The sequence below is a fragment of the Anaerovibrio lipolyticus LB2005 genome (genome assembly GCF_000621545.1).
Lineage (GTDB): Bacteria > Bacillota > Negativicutes > Selenomonadales > Selenomonadaceae > Anaerovibrio > Anaerovibrio lipolyticus_A.
This window is the reverse complement of sequence record NZ_JHYA01000004.1, coordinates 117,520-138,363: the sequence shown is the minus strand read 5'-3', so window position 1 is coordinate 138,363 and position 20,844 is coordinate 117,520. Positions and strand designations below refer to the sequence as shown.

General features: G+C 46.5%; 19 protein-coding genes and 1 tRNA gene. 8 read left to right on the top strand and 12 right to left on the bottom strand.

The genetic code is table 11. The features are described 5' to 3' along the window. The first annotated feature begins 41 nt into the window (after positions 1-41). From T355_RS0105005 to T355_RS0104985, 5 genes are all read left to right on the top strand, one after another. Positions 42-2,312 carry an anaerobic ribonucleoside triphosphate reductase gene (locus T355_RS0105005; protein WP_027396793.1) on the top strand — a complete coding sequence of 757 codons (2,271 nt, stop codon included), beginning with the start codon at positions 42-44 and terminating at the stop codon, positions 2,310-2,312. Positions 2,313-2,365: 53 nt separating this feature from the next. Next, positions 2,366-2,650 (top strand): anaerobic ribonucleoside-triphosphate reductase, encoded by a 285-nt coding sequence (gene nrdD, locus T355_RS0105000; RefSeq protein ID WP_027396792.1) that lies wholly within the window; start codon positions 2,366-2,368, stop codon positions 2,648-2,650. Next, complete coding sequence (nrdG, locus tag T355_RS0104995) at positions 2,637-3,134, top strand: anaerobic ribonucleoside-triphosphate reductase activating protein (protein ID WP_027396791.1); 498 nt, start codon at positions 2,637-2,639, stop codon at positions 3,132-3,134. The genes nrdD and nrdG overlap by 14 nt, the downstream gene beginning before the upstream one ends. 161 nt (positions 3,135-3,295) lie before the next feature. Beyond that, positions 3,296-4,543 carry a threonine ammonia-lyase gene (gene ilvA / locus T355_RS0104990; protein WP_027396790.1) on the top strand — a complete coding sequence of 416 codons (1,248 nt, stop codon included), beginning with the start codon at positions 3,296-3,298 and terminating at the stop codon, positions 4,541-4,543. Between the two features lie 193 nt (positions 4,544-4,736). Then, positions 4,737-5,540 carry an NlpC/P60 family protein gene (locus T355_RS0104985; RefSeq protein WP_027396789.1) on the top strand — a complete coding sequence of 268 codons (804 nt, stop codon included), beginning with the start codon at positions 4,737-4,739 and terminating at the stop codon, positions 5,538-5,540. Between the two features lie 98 nt (positions 5,541-5,638). Here the strand turns inward: T355_RS0104985 and T355_RS0104980 are convergent, their stop codons facing one another. The 12 genes from T355_RS0104980 to T355_RS0104920 form a co-directional block, all read right to left on the bottom strand. Further along, complete coding sequence (locus T355_RS0104980) at positions 5,639-6,661, bottom strand: PocR ligand-binding domain-containing protein (RefSeq protein WP_027396788.1); 1,023 nt, start codon at positions 6,659-6,661, stop codon at positions 5,639-5,641. Positions 6,662-6,778: 117 nt separating this feature from the next. After that, the gene (locus T355_RS0104975; RefSeq protein ID WP_051555382.1) at positions 6,779-7,711 is read right to left on the bottom strand and encodes a radical SAM protein; all 933 of its coding nucleotides are present in this window, start codon (positions 7,709-7,711) and stop codon (positions 6,779-6,781) included. Further along, complete coding sequence (locus tag T355_RS0104970; RefSeq protein WP_027396786.1) at positions 7,708-9,750, bottom strand: LTA synthase family protein; 2,043 nt, start codon at positions 9,748-9,750, stop codon at positions 7,708-7,710. The genes T355_RS0104975 and T355_RS0104970 overlap by 4 nt, the downstream gene beginning before the upstream one ends. 21 nt (positions 9,751-9,771) lie before the next feature. Continuing rightward, positions 9,772-10,539 carry a DeoR/GlpR family DNA-binding transcription regulator gene (locus T355_RS0104965; protein ID WP_027396785.1) on the bottom strand — a complete coding sequence of 256 codons (768 nt, stop codon included), beginning with the start codon at positions 10,537-10,539 and terminating at the stop codon, positions 9,772-9,774. Positions 10,540-10,758: 219 nt separating this feature from the next. Continuing rightward, positions 10,759-12,348, bottom strand: a complete 1,590-nt coding sequence (locus T355_RS0104960) for a ClC family H(+)/Cl(-) exchange transporter (RefSeq protein ID WP_027396784.1) — start codon at positions 12,346-12,348, stop codon at positions 10,759-10,761. Positions 12,349-12,416: 68 nt separating this feature from the next. Next, complete coding sequence (gene rpsR / locus T355_RS0104955; protein WP_027396783.1) at positions 12,417-12,650, bottom strand: 30S ribosomal protein S18; 234 nt, start codon at positions 12,648-12,650, stop codon at positions 12,417-12,419. Between the two features lie 15 nt (positions 12,651-12,665). Next, positions 12,666-13,106: a single-stranded DNA-binding protein gene (locus T355_RS0104950; protein WP_027396782.1), complete on the bottom strand. Its 441-nt coding sequence runs from the start codon at positions 13,104-13,106 to the stop codon at positions 12,666-12,668. Positions 13,107-13,125: 19 nt separating this feature from the next. After that, entirely contained in the window at positions 13,126-13,410 is a 285-nt protein-coding gene (gene rpsF / locus T355_RS0104945; RefSeq protein ID WP_027396781.1) for a 30S ribosomal protein S6, read from the bottom strand. Positions 13,411-13,649: 239 nt separating this feature from the next. Beyond that, a tRNA-Gln gene (locus T355_RS0104940) sits at positions 13,650-13,725 on the bottom strand. Between the two features lie 294 nt (positions 13,726-14,019). After that, positions 14,020-14,697 (bottom strand): uracil-DNA glycosylase, encoded by a 678-nt coding sequence (locus T355_RS0104930; RefSeq protein WP_027396780.1) that lies wholly within the window; start codon positions 14,695-14,697, stop codon positions 14,020-14,022. 75 nt (positions 14,698-14,772) lie between these two features. Next, positions 14,773-16,479 (bottom strand): phosphoenolpyruvate--protein phosphotransferase, encoded by a 1,707-nt coding sequence (gene ptsP / locus T355_RS0104925; protein ID WP_027396779.1) that lies wholly within the window; start codon positions 16,477-16,479, stop codon positions 14,773-14,775. Positions 16,480-16,512: 33 nt separating this feature from the next. Beyond that, complete coding sequence (locus T355_RS0104920; protein ID WP_027396778.1) at positions 16,513-16,788, bottom strand: HPr family phosphocarrier protein; 276 nt, start codon at positions 16,786-16,788, stop codon at positions 16,513-16,515. A 241-nt stretch (positions 16,789-17,029) separates the two neighbouring features. Between T355_RS0104920 and T355_RS0104915 the strand changes: the two genes are divergently transcribed. From T355_RS0104915 to T355_RS0104905, 3 genes are all read left to right on the top strand, one after another. Further along, positions 17,030-18,277 carry a hypothetical protein gene (locus tag T355_RS0104915; RefSeq protein WP_155851671.1) on the top strand — a complete coding sequence of 416 codons (1,248 nt, stop codon included), beginning with the start codon at positions 17,030-17,032 and terminating at the stop codon, positions 18,275-18,277. Positions 18,278-18,301: 24 nt separating this feature from the next. Next, positions 18,302-19,270 carry a PRC-barrel domain-containing protein gene (locus T355_RS0104910; RefSeq protein ID WP_027396776.1) on the top strand — a complete coding sequence of 323 codons (969 nt, stop codon included), beginning with the start codon at positions 18,302-18,304 and terminating at the stop codon, positions 19,268-19,270. 151 nt (positions 19,271-19,421) lie between these two features. Next, positions 19,422-20,708 carry an O-acetylhomoserine aminocarboxypropyltransferase/cysteine synthase family protein gene (locus tag T355_RS0104905; RefSeq protein WP_027396775.1) on the top strand — a complete coding sequence of 429 codons (1,287 nt, stop codon included), beginning with the start codon at positions 19,422-19,424 and terminating at the stop codon, positions 20,706-20,708. Positions 20,709-20,844 lie beyond the last annotated feature (136 nt).

The following is a 20,844-nucleotide window of genomic DNA, read 5'->3' as shown; positions in this document are numbered from 1 at the left end:
AAATCATCTGTAGATTATAGAGGGGGGACAGGTAAGTTTACATGGCAAGTTATATACAGAATATACGAAAACGCAATGGGGACATTGTCCCATTTATTTCGCAGAAGATTACAGATGCCATCAGAAAGGCTAATCTGGAATCCATTGATGATACCTTTACAGCAAAGGAACTGGAACGCCTCACCAACGAGGTAACAGAGGCCATTTCCGCCCAGGATATTCCTACTGTGGAATTTATTCAGGACACTGTTGAAAAGGTACTGATTCGCAACAATTTTGCCAGCACCGCCAAGGCATATATTATCTATAGGGCAGAGCACACCAAGATTCGTGAGGCTCAGGGGAACCTAATGGATATATATAACGAGCTGACCTTTAAAAAATCAGCCGATGCCGATATAAAGCGGGAAAACGCCAATATTGACGCGGACACTGCCATGGGAACCATGCTGAAATATGGTTCCGAGGGATCCAAATATTATATTGATAACTACATCCTGCCAAAGGATATTGCCGCTGCCCATATTGACGGCGACATTCATATCCATGACAAGGATTTTTACATGCTCACCGAGACCTGCTGCCAGATTGACCTGCTTAAATTATTTAAGGATGGTTTTTCCACAGGCCACGGCTATCTGAGGGAGCCAAACGGCATTCGTTCCTACGCGGCTCTTGGCTGTATTGCCATTCAGGCTAATCAAAATGAAATGCACGGTGGACAGTCTATTCCAAACTTTGATTATGCCATGGCACCTGGTGTGGCCAAAACCTTTGCCAAGGAGTATTTCAAGGCTCTGGCTGCTTTCTTTATAGCAGTTCTCAGCATGAATTCCAATGATGCAAAGCTCTTGTCCAAGGAAATCCGGCGTTGCATCCCTATGGATATCCGCCTTGGTAATACCGATGAGTATCTACATCATTTGGTGGACTTTCTGCCATATCATCAGCAGAGTCACAATTATCAGGCCATTTCTCCAAATCAGACAGAAAGGGCCCATAATTACGCAGTGGCTACTGCAGTGGATGCCACTGAGGATGCCACCTATCAGGCTATGGAGGCATTTATCCATAACCTCAACACCATGAATTCCCGTGCTGGTGCCCAAGTGCCTTTCAGCTCCATTAACTATGGTACTGACACTTCCCCTGAGGCCCGCATGGTTATCAGAAATCTTTTAAAGGCCACCACTGCAGGGTTGGGCAATGGTGAAACCCCTATCTTCCCGGTTCAGATTTTTAAGGTTAAGGAAGGGGTCAACTACAACAAGCACGATCCTAACTTCGACTTGTTCCAGCAGGCCATCCGCACCTCTGCCAAGAGGCTGTTTCCTAATTTCTCCTTCCTGGATGCCCCATTTAATCTCCAGTTCTACAAGGAGGGGGATTACAACTTCGAGGTGGCCTATATGGGCTGCCGTACCAGAGTAATGGGCAATGTCCACGACAAGAACCGTCAGGTGACCTGTGGGCGCGGTAACCTCAGCTTTACCAGCATCAATTTGCCTCGTCTGGCTCTTAAGGCCAAGGGCAATAAGAAGGTTTTCTTCAATGAGCTGGACAGCATTATTGAGCTGGTATTCCGCCAGCTTCTCCACCGCTTCAAGATTCAGTGCAGCAAGACAGTCCGCAATTATCCTTTCCTCATGGGACAGGGTGTATGGATTGACAGCGAGAAGCTGAAAACCGACGACAGCGTGGCCGAGGTATTAAAGCATGGTACTCTCTCCATGGGCTTTATCGGTCTGGCAGAGACACTTATCGCCCTTATAGGAAAGCATCACGGTGAATCCGAGGAAGCTCAGCAGCTGGGTCTTGAAATAGTAGAACACATGCGCAAGCGCATGGATGAAAAATCCCAGCAGACAGGTCTTAACTTCACCCTGCTGGCTACTCCTGCCGAGGGACTCAGTGGCCGCTTTGTGCGTCTTGACCGCAAGGAATACGGTGAAATCCCGGGAGTTACCGACAAGGATTATTACACCAACAGCTTCCATGTTCCGGTTTATCACAAGATTGCCGCTGCCAAGAAGCTGGAGCTGGAGGGTCCATATCATGCTCTCACCAATGCCGGCCATATTTCCTATGTGGAAATGGACGGTGATCCATCCAAGAATCTCAAGGCCTTTGAAGCCATTATTCGCTGCATGCACGATAATGGCATTGGCTATGGCTCAGTAAATCATCCTGTTGACCGGGATCCGGTTTGCGGCTACAACGGTATAATATATGATGTTTGCCCTCAGTGCGGACGCAGTGAAGCAGCTCACAAGATGCGCCGGATTGTTCGCAGACCACAATATGACAAGTAATACACGCGTGTAATTATTAGGTGTGATTTTATATGAAAGGAAAGTGTAAAAAAATGGTAGTAAATGGAATTGATGTAACAGTAAAGGGACTGAATGATGTCAGCGAGCAGGAAATCATGAGCTACATCGACATGCTGGAGGAGGAAAACGATGAGGATCTCAGCAGCCTCACCATTTCCCCGGCAGAGGATGGCTCCGTAGCCCTTGATTACGTGTTACAGCCTGCAAAGTTTGAGCGTATCCGTCGCATCACCGGTTATCTGGTTGGTACTATTGATCGCTGGAACAATGCCAAGCGTTCCGAGGAGCATGATCGCGTAAAGCATGGCCTCAATTAAGCTTGCCGGTACTGTCAATGATTCAGTTGTAGACGGTGAAGGGTACCGTTTTACCATCTTCACCCAGGGGTGTCCTCACAACTGCATTGGCTGCCACAATCCCCAGACCCATGATTTTGACGGAGGTCATGTGGAAGATACGGATGATATACTGGGGACTATTTTGGATAATCCGCTGCTGCAGGGCGTCACCTTCAGTGGAGGCGAACCCTTCTGCCAGCCGGCGCCATTGGCTGATTTGGCTCGCAAGATTCATCAGCATGGTCTGGATGTCTGGTGTTACACCGGCTATACCATAGAACAGCTCTTAAAGGGAACCCCACAGCAGGTGGAACTGCTGAAGGAGCTTGATGTTCTGGTGGATGGCCCATATCAGGAATGGAAGCGCGATATTTCCCTCAGCTTCCGGGGAAGCAGCAATCAACGGGTTATTGATGTACAGAAAACATTAAAAGAAAATGACATTGTACTATATGATGTTTAGTGATTATTTGGCGGGGAGCCTTTTCCCCGCTTTTTTGTTTCCACTTTTTCCAGTGTCCTTCTTCCCCTTTTCTTGCAACTTTTTGTTGCCTGCGTTGACACCCTTTTTTCCAGATGCTACACTTTAAGACAAATCACGTAATTATGTAAGGAGAAACATACATGGCAGAAGAAGTAAAAGTAAGTACCGTAGAGGAAATACTGGAAAATACCACTATTGCTGACGTTTATAAGGCTGCAAAGCAGCTGGACGGTGTGGCAAAGAAAACAAAGCTCATTGAAAGTCCTTTTTTCTCTGATCTTTGTGGCAACAACGTTTATCTGAAGCCGGAGAACCTGCAGAATACGGGTTCCTTTAAGCTCCGTGGAGCCTACAACAAAATTAGTCAGCTCAGCGATGAGGAAAAAAAGATTGGTGTAATTACTGCTTCTGCCGGTAACCATGCCCAGGGAGTGGCCTTTGCTGCCCAGAAGCTGGGGGTAAATGCAGTTATCTGTATGCCTGCCACCACTCCACTTTTAAAGGTGGAGGCCACCAAGGCCATGGGGGCTGAGGTTGTACTGCATGGTGACAGCTTCGATGATGCCTATGCAAAATCCCTGGAGCTGCAGAAGAAGAAGGGATATGTGTACATCCATCCATTTAATGACAAGCAGGTTCTTTTGGGTCAGGGTACCACTGCTCTGGAGATAATTGACCAGCTAAAGGATGTGGATGCCATTCTGGTACCAATCGGCGGTGGCGGCTTTGCCAGTGGTGTAGCCCTGGCCACCAAGGCTGTTAATCCTCATGTGAAGGTAATTGGCGTTGAGCCTGAGGGCGCCGCCTGCATGGAAAATTCCTTTGCCCGGGGACAGGTTTCCAGCCTTTCCTTTGTGGAAACTGTGGCTGATGGCTGTGCTGTAAAGACCCCTGGTGACCTTACCTACGCCTTCTGCAAAAAGTATCTGGACCAGATTATTACTGTTTCCGAAATGGAAATCATGTCTGCTCTTCTTTCCCTTATCGAAAAGCATAAGCTCATTGCAGAGGGCGCCGGTGTACTTAGCCTTGCAGCCCTTAACAAGCTGCCATTCAAGGGCAAGAAGGTGGCAGCCATTATCAGTGGCGGTAACATTGATATCTCCACAATTTCAGCCCTTATCGACAAGGCACTTATTGCCAGAGGCCGTGTATTCTGCTTCTCCGTGCTTCTGCCGGACAAGCCTGGTCAGCTGGTGAATGTGGCCAAGATTATAGCAGACAACAATGCCAATGTTATTAAGCTGGATCACAACCAGTCCAAGGTTACTGACAGCTTCAAGAAGGTAGAACTGGAAATTACCGTGGAAACCAACAACCATGACCACATTCAGAAGCTCACCAAGGCCTTAAATGATGCGGGTTACGATGTTGTTAAGGTTTTCTAAAGATTTTCTAATCTGATTTTAATCTGGATGTTCTATATAATTATTGTCAAGTATTTTTTAGTAGTTTATCCACATTTTTTCGCAAAAGTGGATAACAATGTGGATAACTTGTGTTTTTAGTTGAATAAACCGTGACTTATCCACAGAATTCTGTTGTTAAGCAAGTTACTTTTAGAAAAGTGGTGATTGCCCCATGATAACAAACTGGTTATCCCTAAAAAGGAAGGCACTGGTTGCAGGCGTAGCACTGGCAACAGTGTTTACCCTTAATTCCGGCATAGCTATGGCCCAAACCCTTACCATGAATTCCTCCGGACCGGAGGTAGTGGCAGTACAGCAGAAGCTGAAGGATCTGGGCTACAACATCAAGAAGGTTTCCGGTGTTTACGACAACAGCACGAAACGGGCGGTTCTGGCCTTTCAGCGAGACAATAAAATCAAGCTCAGTGGCAATGTGGACGAAAAAACCATGAAGGCCATTAACACTCTCAGGCCAGGGACAGTAAAAACTGAGAGCCCAAAGCCTGCAGTAAAACCATCCGCTGATACAAATAGCAAAACCGATAAACCGGCTGCCACTACAAAACCAAAATACGTTCCGGAAAGTCAACCGTTTTTGCCAAAGAGCAAGGTAAATGGAATTATCGCCACAGCAAAGAAATATATTGGCGTAAAATACGTTTCCGGTGGCACCACGCCAAAGGGCTTTGACTGCTCCGGCTATGTCCAGTATGTTTTTAAGCAGAACGGCTTTGATGTGCCCCGTACTGCAGATGTGCAGTATAAGCTGGGAAAATACGCTCCTGTAAGCAAGCTGGAGCCAGGGGACCTGGTATTCTTCCACACCGATAGCTCTGGTGGCGTCAGCCATTGCGGCATCTATTTAGGAAACGGTAAATTCATCCATGCTTCCTCCAGTAAGGGTATCCGCATAGACGAGCTTTCCAATGAATATTGGAAGAAGGCCTTTACCGCCGGAAAGCACATCGTAAAATAAGTAAACTGCACTCATAAATTTAAAAAATTTGTAAACGAAAAATCCCCATCAACGGATGCATATCCATTGATGGGGATAACTTTTTATACTATGAAATATTATTTACTGCTATTTGCCAAAGCAACCAGCTGGGATGCAGTCTCAGAAAGGGAAGTAAGCTCCTGAGCTACATCAGAAATAGCAGCAGACTGCTGACCAACGATATCGGAGGTAGCTTCACCCTTGGCAACGGTTTCCTGAACGGACTCACCAATGCGGTCAGTGAATTCCTGAATCTTGTCTACAGTCTCACGGGAGCTGTCAGCCAGCTTACCGATTTCCTCGGATACAACGGCAAAGCCTGCACCTGCAGTACCTGCACGGGCTGCCTCGATGGAAGCGTTAAGACCAAGGAGACGGGTCTGCTTGGCGATATCGCGGATAAGAGAGGTAAACTCGTTAATCTTACCAGAAATATCGGATACGTTCTGAATTTCAACATTCAGACCCTTCTGGTTATCATTTACATCATTGGCAGAAGCTGCAAGCTCCTCCATTGCTGCAGAGCAATGAAGAACGGCGTCATTAATGGAGCTGGCCAAAGTCTTCAGGCGGTACTCCATATAGCCAATATTGGAAAGAGTAGTAGCCATAAGGAAAAGGCAATCAGCAGCCTGCTCCAGACGAGCCTTTGGAACGATCTGAATCTTGCGAACAGCCTCAACGTACTTTTCCGGGTCCACATTAATCTCCCGTGCATAATTGCGGAACTTTTCCTCATCTGGTGGAGCAGTTAAAATCTGACCGCCCAAAATGGAACCAATCTGCTTACCATTGAGAAGAATAGGAGCACCGAAATCCATAAGGCCAGCATGGCACTCATATACAGATGGACGACCGGTTCTGGCTGCAGTCTCACCACCACGCTTGTCGCACTCCTCACAACGGCGACAGCCTTCTCTGGAATCACGGGTGTACTTCATACAAAAATCGGACCAGTCAGTAGGTCTGGTAATTGGTTTACCATCTGCATCAACAGTTACTGCTGTCATGCCTACTGCACGAGCGAATGTATCCTGGAATTTCTGTAAGAAGTCCATGTCAAAAATATCCTGCACGCGAATATTCTCTAAATCTGCCATAAATAAGCACCTCTCCCTGTGAAGTTTGTTTTTAACACACGATAAATTGATCTCTCAAATTACGTCAAAAGATGGATAATACCATTATACCTTTAATAATTAGTTTAGACAACTAAATTATATATGGAAAGTTTCAACTCCCTGGCCTGTCCACTTGGGAATGAATTCTTCCCTTGCCGCCCCGGATTCCTGTACAAAGCATCTGGTAAATCCCAAATCCAGTGCAAAATCCACCACAGAATCATATTCAAAGGTGGTCAAAGGCCGTTTTAGCTTTGGGTGGGCAAGGGCCTTATAGGCTGGAGTATACTGATTCATTATGCTCACCATAATGCTGTCACCAAACTCTTCCCACAACCATTTCAACAAAGCCATACTGTCCTTTCGGGCTCCAGGCAAAACCATATGCCGTACCAGCACCCCCTTTTGGAGTATACCGCCCCTTTCCACAGCAGCTCCTGTCAGCTGAACCATTTTTCTGATGGCCCTGCTGGCCACCCGAAAGTAATCCGGTGCTTTGGAATACTCACCGGCCAAATCTTCCGAATAATACTTTAAATCCGGCAAAAACACGTCCACCATATCTCCAAGTAAATCCAAAGTGGAGATATTTTCATATCCACTTGAATTATACACCACGGGCAGTGAAAAACCCTTCTTTTTTGCAAAAAATAATCCTCTAATTATTTGGGGAACGTAATGGGTAGGCGTAACCAAATCAAGAGTTGATGCGCCCCGCAGCTGCTGCTCATAGAAAATTTCCCCCAAGCGCTCATCAGATACCTCAATGCCCTTATGGCCGTGACTAATCTCATGATTCTGACAAAACATACAGCGAAGGTTACAGCCGGAAAAGAAAACCGTTCCAGCTCCCTTTTCTCCGGCAATTACCGGCTCCTCCCATGGGTGAATGCTCACCAAAGCCACCTTGGCCTTAAGGCCCCCTCCACAAAATCCTGTTCCCTTTACGCGATCAGCGTGGCAAAGGCGGGGGCATATGGAACAGTCTGCCAATAAATCCCCTACACCATTATCTAAAATGCCGCTCATTTCTTTGCCTCCATCAGACTCTCATCCATAATATTGCCGTATTTTGGCAGCCACCAGGAAATAGAGCGAACTGTATCACAATATATCTGCATTTCCAACACATCCATTGGCTCTGCTCCCCCGTTGGCATCAATAGGAATTGGCTGGAGAGGATAAATATCCGCCTCACCGTAATAATCCCTTGTGAACCATACGGCATAATTAACCCCCATGGTATTCTGGCGGGTAAGGCTGGAGCCTATGGACATATACTTAAAGCCCTTAGGGGCTATCATTTCCAAAATAGTTGGAGCAATATCTATCTGGCTTCCCGCTGCCTTTGGAATCATAAGATTTGGGGTTACCCCCTTGCCAGTAATGATAAGAGGCACACCATAGCGCTCATAAATGTTAGGTGTCTTATCGATGTTATATCGCTCAGCATGATCACCCACCACCAAAACCAAACTGTCAGGATACTTTTCCTTGATGGTTTTGATAAATTTTGCCATTTCACGGTCCGCATACCAAAAATGTCCCAGCTGATTAATCAGCTCAGCATCTCCCTTGGCCTCCTCAGGCAGTCCGTCAATAACCTGCTGGGAATCAAAGCCCTTCGATTTCAGATCCACATTAAATGGTGAATGGTTTGAAACATTAAGAATCACGTTAAAGCTGTCCTTTTCAGGGTCAACCCCTTCCAGCACCGCCTGATAAAGGTATTCGTCATCAACACCCCATACACTGCCGGTGGCCTCCTGAGGCATACTGCCCTTGCCCCGAAAATGGTCAAAGCCCTGGGCCAATACAAATGGCTCTATCCTCTCCCAGGTGGAAGGCCCCGCGTACCACATGGTGGTATCATAGCCCAGCTCCTTCATCTGTGGAGCAATGGAGGTTGGATACGGAGCCGCAAAGGACTCGGGCATAGTGGTAAGATACAGATTGGCATCCGCCAGCCCAGTCACAATGCCAGTTACAGCAGAAACGGTACTGCCCCCATTAGGCAAAAATGCCGGACAATAGGCTGTATCCTGTTCCTTGATAACAGACCTCATACCATCGGCGATATGAAGATTTTTGTATTTATCCAGCAGAGGCCAGTTGGCGTAGCTTTCAGAAACTATTAAGAAGATATGCTTTGGCTTCTCAATCTGGGGACCCTGGGCGCTTCTGGTAATATAATCCTCCAGATTATTGCTGTCCGGGTTCTTGCCCACCATGTGAGCAGCCAGCTCCTGAATCTGCTGAGGGGTAAAATCCAATCCCTCAGAGGACAGTAACCGCCCGTTCATACGATACCCACGATAAATGGCCTGATAATCGTCCAAAATAGCCTCATTCAAAAAGGCATCCCTGGTAATTCCCGCATTTTCCCAGCTGACAGAGTTTTCCCAGCTAAGGCTGCCACCGAAAAATACAAGGCGGGCCACCAAATAAAAGACAGCAATTACCAATATTTTCTCTGCCCAAATACCGGTCCTTCCAAATGATGCCAGCTTTCCCTTTATGCAAAGACGTTCCGTAAATTGGAACTCAAGAAATTTATTGAGCAGCCACCACACCATAAAGGCCACCAGCAAAGCCCCGGCAAGCCTTAGTGGCAGATTAAATTCCTGAACAAGAGATACAAAAAGGGCATAAACATCATCGTTGGCTGTATTAAACAGCATCTGATGAAATCTTGAATGGAACTGATGGTAATAGGGTATGCTGGCAAAGAACAGTATCATGGTAACAGCCGCTGTCAAAGCACTTAATACCTTAAAGAGTATTTTGCCGCCTTTTCTGCTGAAAACAGCAGCCACAGCTGATGGCAATCCCACCACCATAGTCATAAGACCAGCCGTCTGTATACTTAAGCGGGTCCCCCCGAAAATGGCCAGCCAAATATCGGCAGAGGCTGCATCAGCACCCATGTAATCCCGAAGGAGGCCGATAAATATCACACGGCAAAGAGAAAGGACTGAGAGATAAAAAAGAAATACCTTCAGCCCCTTGATTATAAGATTATAATAATTATTCCAGTCCTTGAACTGGTTCTTATTACTATTTGTCATATTACTTCCTTGATTAAAATCTTATGGCACAATAATGTCCACGCCATAGTCAGCAGCCGCCTTGCGGATTTTCTCATCTGGCAGGGCGTCAGTAATTAGACCGGACAGGGTGTCCAGGGTGGCATAATTATAGTTGCCGTCGGTGCTGAGCTTTTTGGCCTCAGCCACAACATAGGCCCGCTTGCTAACCCGGATAATACGGGACTTATTGATACCATCCTCAATATCGTAGGTGGATACGCTGTTTTCCATTACATCCACACCTACAGCCCCCACAAAGGCAATATCCGGCTTCAAATGGGAGATGAAATCCATGGTCATGCCGCCCCAGAAGCCATCACGACTCTTGTTAATCTTGCCACCGGCAAAGATAACGCGAATCCTAGGGTGACGGGCCAGAATAATCAGAATATCAATCATATTGGTAACAATGGTAAGCTCCCGCTGGTCCTTTATCAAGAGCTCCGCAATGGCCAGATTGCTGGTGGAAATATCCAAAAAAACCATATCGTGCTCGTGAATGAGCTTAACTGCCGCCTGAGCAATGCGACGCTTGGCATCCACATCGGAGCCCTTGTGCTTGCTGACCTCGATGGCGTGAATATTCTCTCTGATAGCCACTGCGCCGCCATAGGTTCTCTTAAGACGGCCCTGCTTTTCCAGGGACCCTAGATCTTTACGGATACAGTCGTCTGTAACGTTAAACTTGGCACTAAGCTCCTTAACCCGAACCTTACCCTCGGCATTAAGCAAATTCATAATGCTTTCCTGGCGCTCTTCCAAAAACATCTATCCCACGTCCTTACAATCAAATTTATATAAAATCCTAAATGAGTCTCAATTTTCCAGGTATAACGCCATTGTTCAAATTTTTCTTTGCAAAAAGAAAAATCTTCAAAATAGCGTTTCAACGAGACAACAGTCATTTTAACTCGTTATTACTTTATCATATTTCATATTCTTTTGCACGAAATTTCAAAAAATACTACAACTGAAAAAATTTATTTTTTAACGCTTCGGGGTAGATTCCTTTTCTATCATATCTTTTAAAAGGGAAATATCAGTATCATTGGTTAACAAATACACAAAATCCCCTGCATAAAGTCGGGCATCCTCCATGGGGTTTATGCGCTGCAGCCCCCTTTTTATGTCCACCACAACAGTTTGCTCAGGCCATTTTATATCCCTGATAAGTGCCTTATCCACAACGCTTCCGGAGCTCACCACCAGCTCCAGGGCAATACGTCGTCCAGAGGAGCTGGCACCTATTCCGTGAGCCTTTTCCTTCAGTCTGATGGCACGATTTAAAAGCTCCTCATATACAGGCTTACCCCCCGTAAGATCCGCCACCAGATAGGCTGTCATGGATACGCATATAAGGGCCAGCAAATGATGGAAGGAGCCTGTCATTTCCATAATGAGAACACTGCCAGTAATCGGAGATTTTACCACCGCCGCAAAATACGCCGCCATACCGAAAACGATAATATCCCCTACATATATGTAAGGCAATACTCCGAAGCTGGCCAGTACACTACCAAATACTGCACCTCCAGCAGCCCCCAGCACCAGCATAGGCAGGAATATGCCACCCGGTACTCCGGAACCAAAGCACACCATGGTAAAGAGGAACTTACCCACAAATAGTATTATGAGAAAATAAAGGGGATACCAATTATGGGAAAGGGCATCCACCAACCGATTGCCGCCCCCTAAAATATCCGGCAAAATAAAGCCAAGAGCTGCCGCCAGCAAAAGAGGCAGCAGCGGACGTTTAATACCGCGTAGCCCCAAACGGTCATAGGTATTCATGGAAAAGAGCAGGGAGGGGTTAAAAATGCGCCCCAACAGGCCAATGAAAGCACCTAATAAAATGAGGATACCAAACATATTTAAGGGAAAAATTGCCAGATCCCCAATATGAAATACGGGTCCCGCCCCAAAAATAACCTGAGTAAAGGTGGTGGCGGTTACTGCCGCAGTAATAGAAGCCATAAGTAGCACCGGGGAAAAGCTCTTGTGAAGCTCCTCCAAACCGAAAATCACCCCGGCCAAAGGTGCATTAAAGGCAGCCGCCAAGCCAGCTCCGGAACCAGCAGTCATCAATATGCGTTCCTCGTAACGGGTTCTGATAAGTCTGCGGCTCACTCCCTGCCCCACACATGCCCCCAGCTGAACACTAGGGCCCTCACGGCCAAGGGACAAACCGGCGCCAATGGCCAGCACACCACCAATGAGCTTGGAAACCAACACGGACAGCCATCGCATATTCATGCGCCCCATGAGTATACCCTTTATCTGGGGAATACCACTGCCGGTACACATGGGCTCATTTTGAACTATCTTCATAAGCAGCCAGCCAATTATTACAAAGGTGGCGATGTACAGCAGGGGCAATGAATAATCACCAGCCACGAAGCTGTCTGCCACCATGTTATAAATCATGGGCCGCAGGATTTCCGAAGCCCCCAACAGGTATCTGAACAGAGCGATGACACAGCCTGCAAAAATACCTACAATAATTCCTTCTATAAATAAACGGAAATGAAAGCGCCGTTCCCGTGTTATATCCTTAATTAATCTTTCTGTGGTTGCCATAAAAACCTCTCAAAAAGGGAACATAATAAAAAGAGGCATCACCGAAGTGACACCTCCTTATCATTTTATTACTCAGCAGTAAATGGCAACAAAGCGATGTTACGTGCGCGCTTAATAGCTACGGTAACCTGACGCTGATGCTTTGCGCAGTTGCCAGAAATACGACGAGGTAAAATCTTACCACGCTCGGTGATATAACGACGGAGCTTAGCAACGTCCTTATAGTCGATAACTTCTACTTTATCTACGCAGAAACTGCAAACCTTCTTACGAGGTCTTCTGCTTCTATCACGCTTAATCAAGTATATTCCCTCCTATCAAAATGGAATATCGTCATCCGGTACTGGGCTGCCACCAAAACCGCCCATAGGAGCTGCTTCAGCTGGTGCTGCAGCAGGGGATGGAGCAAATCCACCACCATTAGGGTCACGCTGCTGCTTTGATCCCATAAACTCAATCTCGTTCGCAACTACCTCAGTAACGTATCTCTTGGATCCGTCCTGGGCATCGTAGGATCTCACCTGCATACGGCCTTCTACCAATACCTGACTTCCTTTTATGAGGTTATTACCACAAATTTCAGCTAATTTTTCCCAAGCGATAATCGGAATAAAATCCGCAGTCTGCTGCTGATCTCCGGCATTACGGCCAAAACGGCGATTTACTGCCAAAGAAAATGATGCAACTGCCTTACCAGAAGTGGTATAACGCATTTCTGGATCACGAGCTAATCTGCCTGCCAGTATAACCTTGTTCATGGTTTACCTCCCGAAACTATTACTCTTCTACACGTACAACCATGTGCTTGAGAAGATCATCAGTAATCTTCATAACACGGTCAACTTCAGCTACGCAAGCAGGCTCTGCAGTTACGTTAAGCAGAACATAGTAGCCTTCGGTACAATCCTTGATCTCATAAGCAAGACGCTTCTTGCCCCAACGATCCTCGGAATCAACAGTACCGCCATTAGCAGCAAACAGCTTAGTGAACTTCTCAACTACAGCGTTAGTTGCCTCTTCTTCCATTGGTTTAACAATGAATATGACTTCGTACTTTCTCACGAAATCACCTCCCTCTTTGGTCTTTGGCTCCTTATTACATAAGGAGCAGAGAAAGTTATCAAACGAAAATTTGAAACTATCTTTGTCCTTGTGACTTGAAAATTATATCACTCTGAAAGATTCGATGCAAGAAATATTTTTTATTACCTCATCCAACGTCTCAAAAGACTGGGACAATTCCCCTTCCCCATAGGGTAAGGCATAAAAAAAAGACTGCAACGCAGTCTCTTGAAGTTAAATGGCAGGGGTAGCAGGACTCGAACCTACGAATGCTGGATTCAGAATCCAGTGCCTTACCAACTTGGCGATACCCCTATTAGTCTTTCAGACAACGAGAATTATATCTAAAAGGTGGCAGCTTGTCAACAATTATTTTTTAATATTTGATTTATGGGCAAATGACTAGTGGCTTGAACATTTAGTCACTGTGCGTTCAGAAACTTTTTGTTGCTATACCTTAATCATAGTGGGAAAAATCATCTGTTTGAGCGACGCGAAGCTAGTCCTTTAGGGCGAAGCGAGTTATGATTTTTGCCGCTATATAAAAAGCAAGAAAAAGTTTTAGCACAGGGACGGCGTGAAAGCCATTAGTCATTTGCCCAATAAAATCTAATGTATATTTGGCAGCTGCCAATTAATAGGCTCCTGGCCTGTTGACTTCAGGAATTCGTTGGCTCTGGAAAATGGCCGACTGCCAAAAAAGCCCCGATAAGCAGAAAGAGGACTTGGATGGGGCGACTCAATTATAAGATGAGCCTTATTGGTAATCATGGCCTTTTTCCGTCTTGCCGGTGCCCCCCACAAAATAAACACCATAGGCTTTTCCCGCTCATTAAGAATGGAAATTATCCTGTCAGTAAAAATTTCCCAGCCCTTTCCCTGGTGGGAATTGGCATTATGGGCCTGCACCGTCAAAACAGTGTTTAGCAATAATACTCCCTGTCTTGCCCATGGCTCCAGACAGCCATTATCCGGCACGCTGCAGCCCAAATCCGTTTCCAGCTCCTTAAAAATATTCTGCAAGGATGGAGGTGGTGGCACATTCGGCAATACAGAAAAACTCAGTCCGTGGGCCTGCCCCGGCTCATGATATGGGTCCTGCCCAAAGATAACCACCTTGGTATCCGCCAAGCTGGTATAATGCAGGGCATTAAATATGGAATACATATCCGGAAAGATTTGCCGGGTGCGGTATTCATTTATAAGAAACTGTCGAAGCTCTTTATAATACGGCTTCTCCATTTCAGGAAGCAGATATTGTTCCCAATCATTTGTAAAAATTCTCACAACTATCACCTAAAAAGAAGTATACCACAGCAAATGAAAATAGAAAAAGGGACCGCAAACGCAGTCCCACTATTTTTAGATTTTGCTATGTAGGTATTCACGAATTTCTGCACCTGTTTCCATGGCCATAACCCTTTCAAGATGGGCCTTGGCCTCATCCATAGATACAGAACGGATTTTTTCCTTTACCTTTGGAATGGAAGGCGCACTCATACTGAGCTCAGTAATCCCCATAGCCATAAGAATAACAGCTGCATAAGGGTCGCTGGCCATTTCACCGCACATGCCTACCCATTTTCCATTCTCCACACCGGATTTAATGGTGCGGTAAATCAGCTGCAGCACAGCAGGATTAAAGTGATCATAGAGCTTGCTGATCTGTGGATTTACACGGTCCACTGCCAAAGTGTACTGTACCAGATCGTTGGTACCAATGCTGAAGAAATCCACATATTTTGCCAGTACCGGAGTCATTACAGCTGCCGCCGGGGTTTCCACCATAATACCCAGTTCAACGTCCTTGGAGTATTCTTTACCCTCAGCCTCCAGCTCCGCCATAGCCTTTTCCATGGCAGCCCGAATACCTTTTACTTCATCCACGCTGATAACCATAGGGGCCATAATAGCGGCCTTACCGTATACACCGGCTCTCAGAATGCCCTTCAGCTGTGGCATGAACAGGTCAGGGCGCTCCAGACTTATGCGGATAGCCCGATAACCAAGGAATGGATTGTCCTCATGGGGAATATTTAAATATGCCAGAGGCTTGTCACCGCCAATATCCATGGTACGGATGACACAGGTCTCCCCCTTGCAGGCCACAATGGCCCGCTTATAAGCCTCAAACTGCAGCTCCTCATCCGGAATATTCTCACGGCCCATGAAAAGGAACTCACTTCTGAACAGGCCAACACCTTGATTGCCAAACTTGGCTGCAGCCTCTGCATCCTCTGGAAGTCCAATGTTGGCAGCCAGCTGCACCTTCACCCCATCAGTGGTTTCAGCCGGCAGATCCTTCAGAGCATCCAGACGCTTCTGCTCCTCCTGCTGGGCCTTAATTTTTGCCTCGTAGGCTGCCAGCTCATCCGCAGACGGATTTACCAGCACAAGGCCTTCGTTGCCATCCAGCAGCACCTTGGCCCCCTCAGGAATATCCTCCACCCGGTTTTCCAGACCTACAACAGTGGTAATGGCCCTGGATTTGGCAATAATAACGGCATGACAGGTGGTACTGCCCTGGCCCATAATAACGCCGGCAATTTTATCATCGGAGATATTGGCAATGGCAGATGGCTCCACCTCAAAGCCGCAGAGCACCACTGGCTCCTCACCGATTTCCGGCTCCTTGACCCCCAACAAATGACGGGCAATACGACGACCAATGTCTTTTACATCAGCAGAACGCTCCCGCATGTATTCATCGTCCATACCCGCCAGCATTTCAGCACATTCCTGGGCAGCCTCCAAAACAGCCTTTGGAGCATGGCCCATTTCACGGGTCTTATCATTCATGCCATCAGTAAGCATTGGGTCCATCAGCAAGAAGGAATGTGCCTCCATAATTTCAGCCTGCTCATCCTGCCCTGCTGCCCGCATGGCCTCAACGCTTTCATCAATAGCTGCAGATATTGTATCAATAGCCTCCTCCAGCTTGGAGAGTTCCTCTTCTGCACTGCCTGGATTATAGGCTGCCATATACCCATCAAGAGACTGGCCCACCTTCATTATTTTTCCGATGGCAATTCCCGGGATGGCAATATTCCCCTGAATTTTCTCTGACATAAACAAATCCTCCCCCCACGGATCAGTATTTAATTACAGCTCTTCAGGGAATCCAAAACCATTGGCGAACATTTCAGTTACAGCCTTTGCCACATCAGCCTCATCTGGACCCTCAATGGTAACGGTAACCTCAGCATCCTGCTTGGCACCCAAAGCCATAACAGCCATCATGCTCTTAATATTGGCACTTTTGCCATTGAACTTAATTACCACATCAGACTCAATTCCCTTGTTGAATTTTACTAGTTCCTTGGCTGGACGCGCATGTAATCCTGGCTTGTTTAATACCTTCAAATTTAATTCCTGCATAAAAATACCTCTTTTCCTACTATGCTTATTTAAATTGTTATGATAAAATTATACTTGTAATGCAAAACTGTATATTCGACACAATGGGAAAATCCCCTGCAAGGAAATGCAGTTTTTATTGTTCCTCTGCTTATTTTAAAGGATTTTCCTGTGGTTTGTCGAATATATTTTTATTGTGGGGAATAATATCTACAAGTTATAACCACAAACTATACTTACAATTCTATAGTGGTGATTTTATTTGATGTTCTTTATTATGACGGCTATCATTATGACAGTGGCCATTTTGGTCGTGTATAAGGTAGCCCGTGCCCTGGACTGGGCCTTGAGCCTTCCGGCCCTGGTGGGTTGTGGTGTTTGCGCACTGCTTATAAATTTCCTGTCAATTCCAGTGGCACCATTTCTTACGGAATACCGTTTCACCGTTTTGGGCGCCATGGTTCTCGTTGCGGCTATAGTTATAACCAGTATTAATCATTTCTTTATCCGCAAACGACGAAAGCAGCTGGAAGCTACTGATGGCGAAAACAGCCAGCTGAAGCAGGAAGCTGCTCCAGCTAAGGAAGAACTGGTTCCAGTGGTCAATTCAGCCATTCTTTCCGATGAAGAGGTCGAGGCTTTAATTGCCAAGGACAAGGAGCCGGAACCAGAGCCTATTGTTCAAGCTGAGCCAAAGGTGGAGGAAGTAATTCCAGAGCCAGAGCCTATGATTGAGGCTGTTGTCGAGGAAGTTGCTCCTGAGGAAACAGAAGCCGAGGCTGTAATTGAGGAGAAAGCTCCTGAAGAAACAGAAGCCGAGACTGTAGTTGAGGAGGAAGCTCCTGAGGCTGAAGCTGAAATAGAGCTTGAAGAAGCGTCTGAACCAGAGCCAGAAGAAGAAATTTCGGAACCAGAGCCTGTGATTGAGGATGTGGCTGAAGAAGAAGCTCCTGAAGAAACAGAAACCGAGACTGTAGTTGAGGAGGAAGCTCCTGAGGCTGAAGTTGAAATAGAGCTTGAAGATACTTCTGAACCAGAGCCAGAAGAAAAAATTCCAGAGCCAGAGCCTATGATTGAGGCTGAGCCAGTACCTTCCGTGGATGAAAAGCTGGCCGACACTGCTACATTGGACGATGTTCTGGATTATGCCTTTGAATTAAAGGGCTCTTCTGATTGGAGCAGTGCTCTGAAGGCTTACAATTATGCCCTGGAGCAGTATCGTGACGATGCCTACGCCCCATTCCTTGTACTGGAAATTGTCAATATCCACAAGGATCACGGACGTTATGACGAAGCAATTCAGTGCTTCTATGATGCACTTGAAATACCAGCAGTTGCGGACAGTCCTGACATGCTGGCGGAGTTTGAGGACAGTATGATTTATCTTGAGGCCACCAAAGAGGTGCTGATATCAGAAAATCAGCCTGATACCCCATTCTTCGATATTCCAAAGGACTATATGTCAAAAATCGAGTCTATCTACAATGAGAGAAAGGCTCGCTCTATTTGATAAATCATTAGGGAGGATTTTTCCATGAAAAAGAGTGTAGAAATTATCGGTTTGCCAGTCATCAGTATCACTGAGGGCCGTGAACTGGGCATGAGCAAGGGCCTGCTGGTTGATGCCAAGAATGGTGCCATTGCTGCCATTATTATTGAGGACGAGGATTGGTACAGAGGCGTAAAGCTTCTCCCATATTCTTCTGTAGTAGCTATCGGTGAAGACGCTGTAACCGTTGTTAACAGCGAAACCATTCTCACCCTTGAGAATGCCGGTGACTATGAGACCATGATGGACGAAAACGTAAAGGTTATCGGCACCAAGGCCATCACCAAGTCCGGTACTATCCAGGGTAATGTAGTTGAGATTTATGTCGGTGAAGGCGGCAAGATCGAAAAGTGCGAAATCGAAGCATCAGATGGCAGCCTGTCTGAAATCACCTCTGACCAGATTTCCATTTTTGGTAAGCAGGTAACCATCATCGACTCGGAAAAAAAAACTGATGAATTAAGTGCAGCTCCTGCTGAATCCACTGAGGTTGCTGTGGAAGCTCCTGTCGTTGAAGAACCAGCAGCAGAGGCACCAGTAATTGAGGAACCAGCTGAAGAGGCTCCTACGGAAGAAGCTCCTGTAGAGGAAGCTCAGCCAGAGGAAGAGCCAGCAGCTGAGGAACCAGTAGTTGAGGAACCAACTGAAGAGGCTCCTGTGGAGGAAGCTCCTGCAGAGGAGGCTCAGCCAGAGGAAGAGCCAGCAGCTGAAGAGGTTAAGGAAGAAGAACCTGCACCTGAACCAGTTGCAGCCCATGATTCCATGCATCAGGCGGCAAACAACACTACCATTGATAGACAGCGCAAGTTTATCCTTGGCAAGACTGCCCGCCGTACCCTTACTTCTCCAACTGGTGTCGTTATCGTAAACGAAGGCGACCCTATCACTGAGGAAGTTATCCAGAGAGCACAGCTCTCCAACATGTTCGTTCCTCTTACACTGAACGTGCAGTAAAATTTAAACTAAAATTTTAAAGGGCATTGGCTTCGGCCAGTGCCTTTTTTTACACATTTTCTTCATTATTAGAATTTTTTTCTTCTTTTAGAAGAAAAAATTGAACAATGGCGTTATAATTATTTCATATTGATAAAAAGGGGTTTTGTATATGAACAATGATTATTCCATTAACACCAGATGTGTTCAGGCCGGCTACACTCCCGGCAACGGAGAGCCACGTCAGATTCCAATAATCCAGTCCACAACCTTTAAATACGATACCAGCGAGGATATGGGAAAGCTCTTTGACCTGGAAGCCACTGGCTATTTCTATTCCCGTCTGCAGAATCCTACCTGCGATACTGTAGCAGCCAAGATTTGCAATTTAGAGGGAGGCAGTGCCGCCATGCTCACTTCCTCCGGTCAGGCAGCCAACTTCTTCGCCCTATTCAATATCTGTGAAGCAGGAGACCATATTGTGGCATCATCCTCCATTTACGGTGGTACCTTTAACCTTATTGCAGTAACCATGGCAAAAATGGGCATCGAAGCCACCTTCGTTTCCCCTGATGCCTCCGAGGAGGAGCTGTCAGCCGCCTTTAAGGAAAATACCAGAGCCATGTTCGGCGAAACCATTGCCAACCCTGCCCTTACTGTTCTTGATATTGAAAAATTCGCCAAGGTGGCCCATGCCCACGGAGTACCGCTTATCGTGGATAACACCTTCCCTACCCCTGTAAACTGCCGACCAATAGAGTGGGGTGCAGATATTGTTACCCACTCCACCACTAAGTATATGGATGGCCACGGTGCTGCTGTAGGCGGTGCCATTATCGATTCCGGAAAATTCGACTGGATAGCCCACAAGGACAAGTTCCCAGGCCTTACTGCCCCTGATGAGTCCTATCACGGCCTTATTTATGCAGAAAAATTCGGCAAGGAGGGAGCCTTTATTACCAAGGCCGTTGTTCAGCTTATGCGTGATCTGGGCTGCGTTCAGTCCCCTCAGAGTGCCTTTATGCTGAATCTCGGTCTGGAATCCCTCCATGTGCGTATGGCCCGTCATGTGGAAAATGGCCAGTCTGTAGCTGAATTCCTTGAGAGCCAGCCACAGGTTGTTTCCGTAAATTATCCTGGACTCAAGAGCAACAAGTATAACAGCCTCGCCCAGAAGTATCTGCCAAAGGGTGGCTGTGGCGTGGTATCCTTTGAATTAAAGGGTGGCCGTAAGGCAGCAGAGACCTTTATGAAGAATTTAAAGCTGGCAGCCATTGAAACCCATGTGGCAGATGCCAGAACCTGTTGTTTGAATCCTGCCACCTCCACCCATCGTCAGCTTACAGAGGAACAGCTTACAGCTGCTGGAATTCCAGCAGGACTGGTGCGCATGTCCTGCGGTCTTGAGGACAAAAATGACCTTATCGATGATCTGAAGCAGGCTTTAGAGGCAATATGAGATAGATAGTAGAGCGATTTCCTGGAGCAGTTGAACACGGAGCGTTAAAAATTCTTTTTCTTGCCTTACCTATGTATTAGTAGTAAAAATTACTTGTTTGAGCGAAGCAAGTACTGTAAGGGCGAAGCGAGTTGTA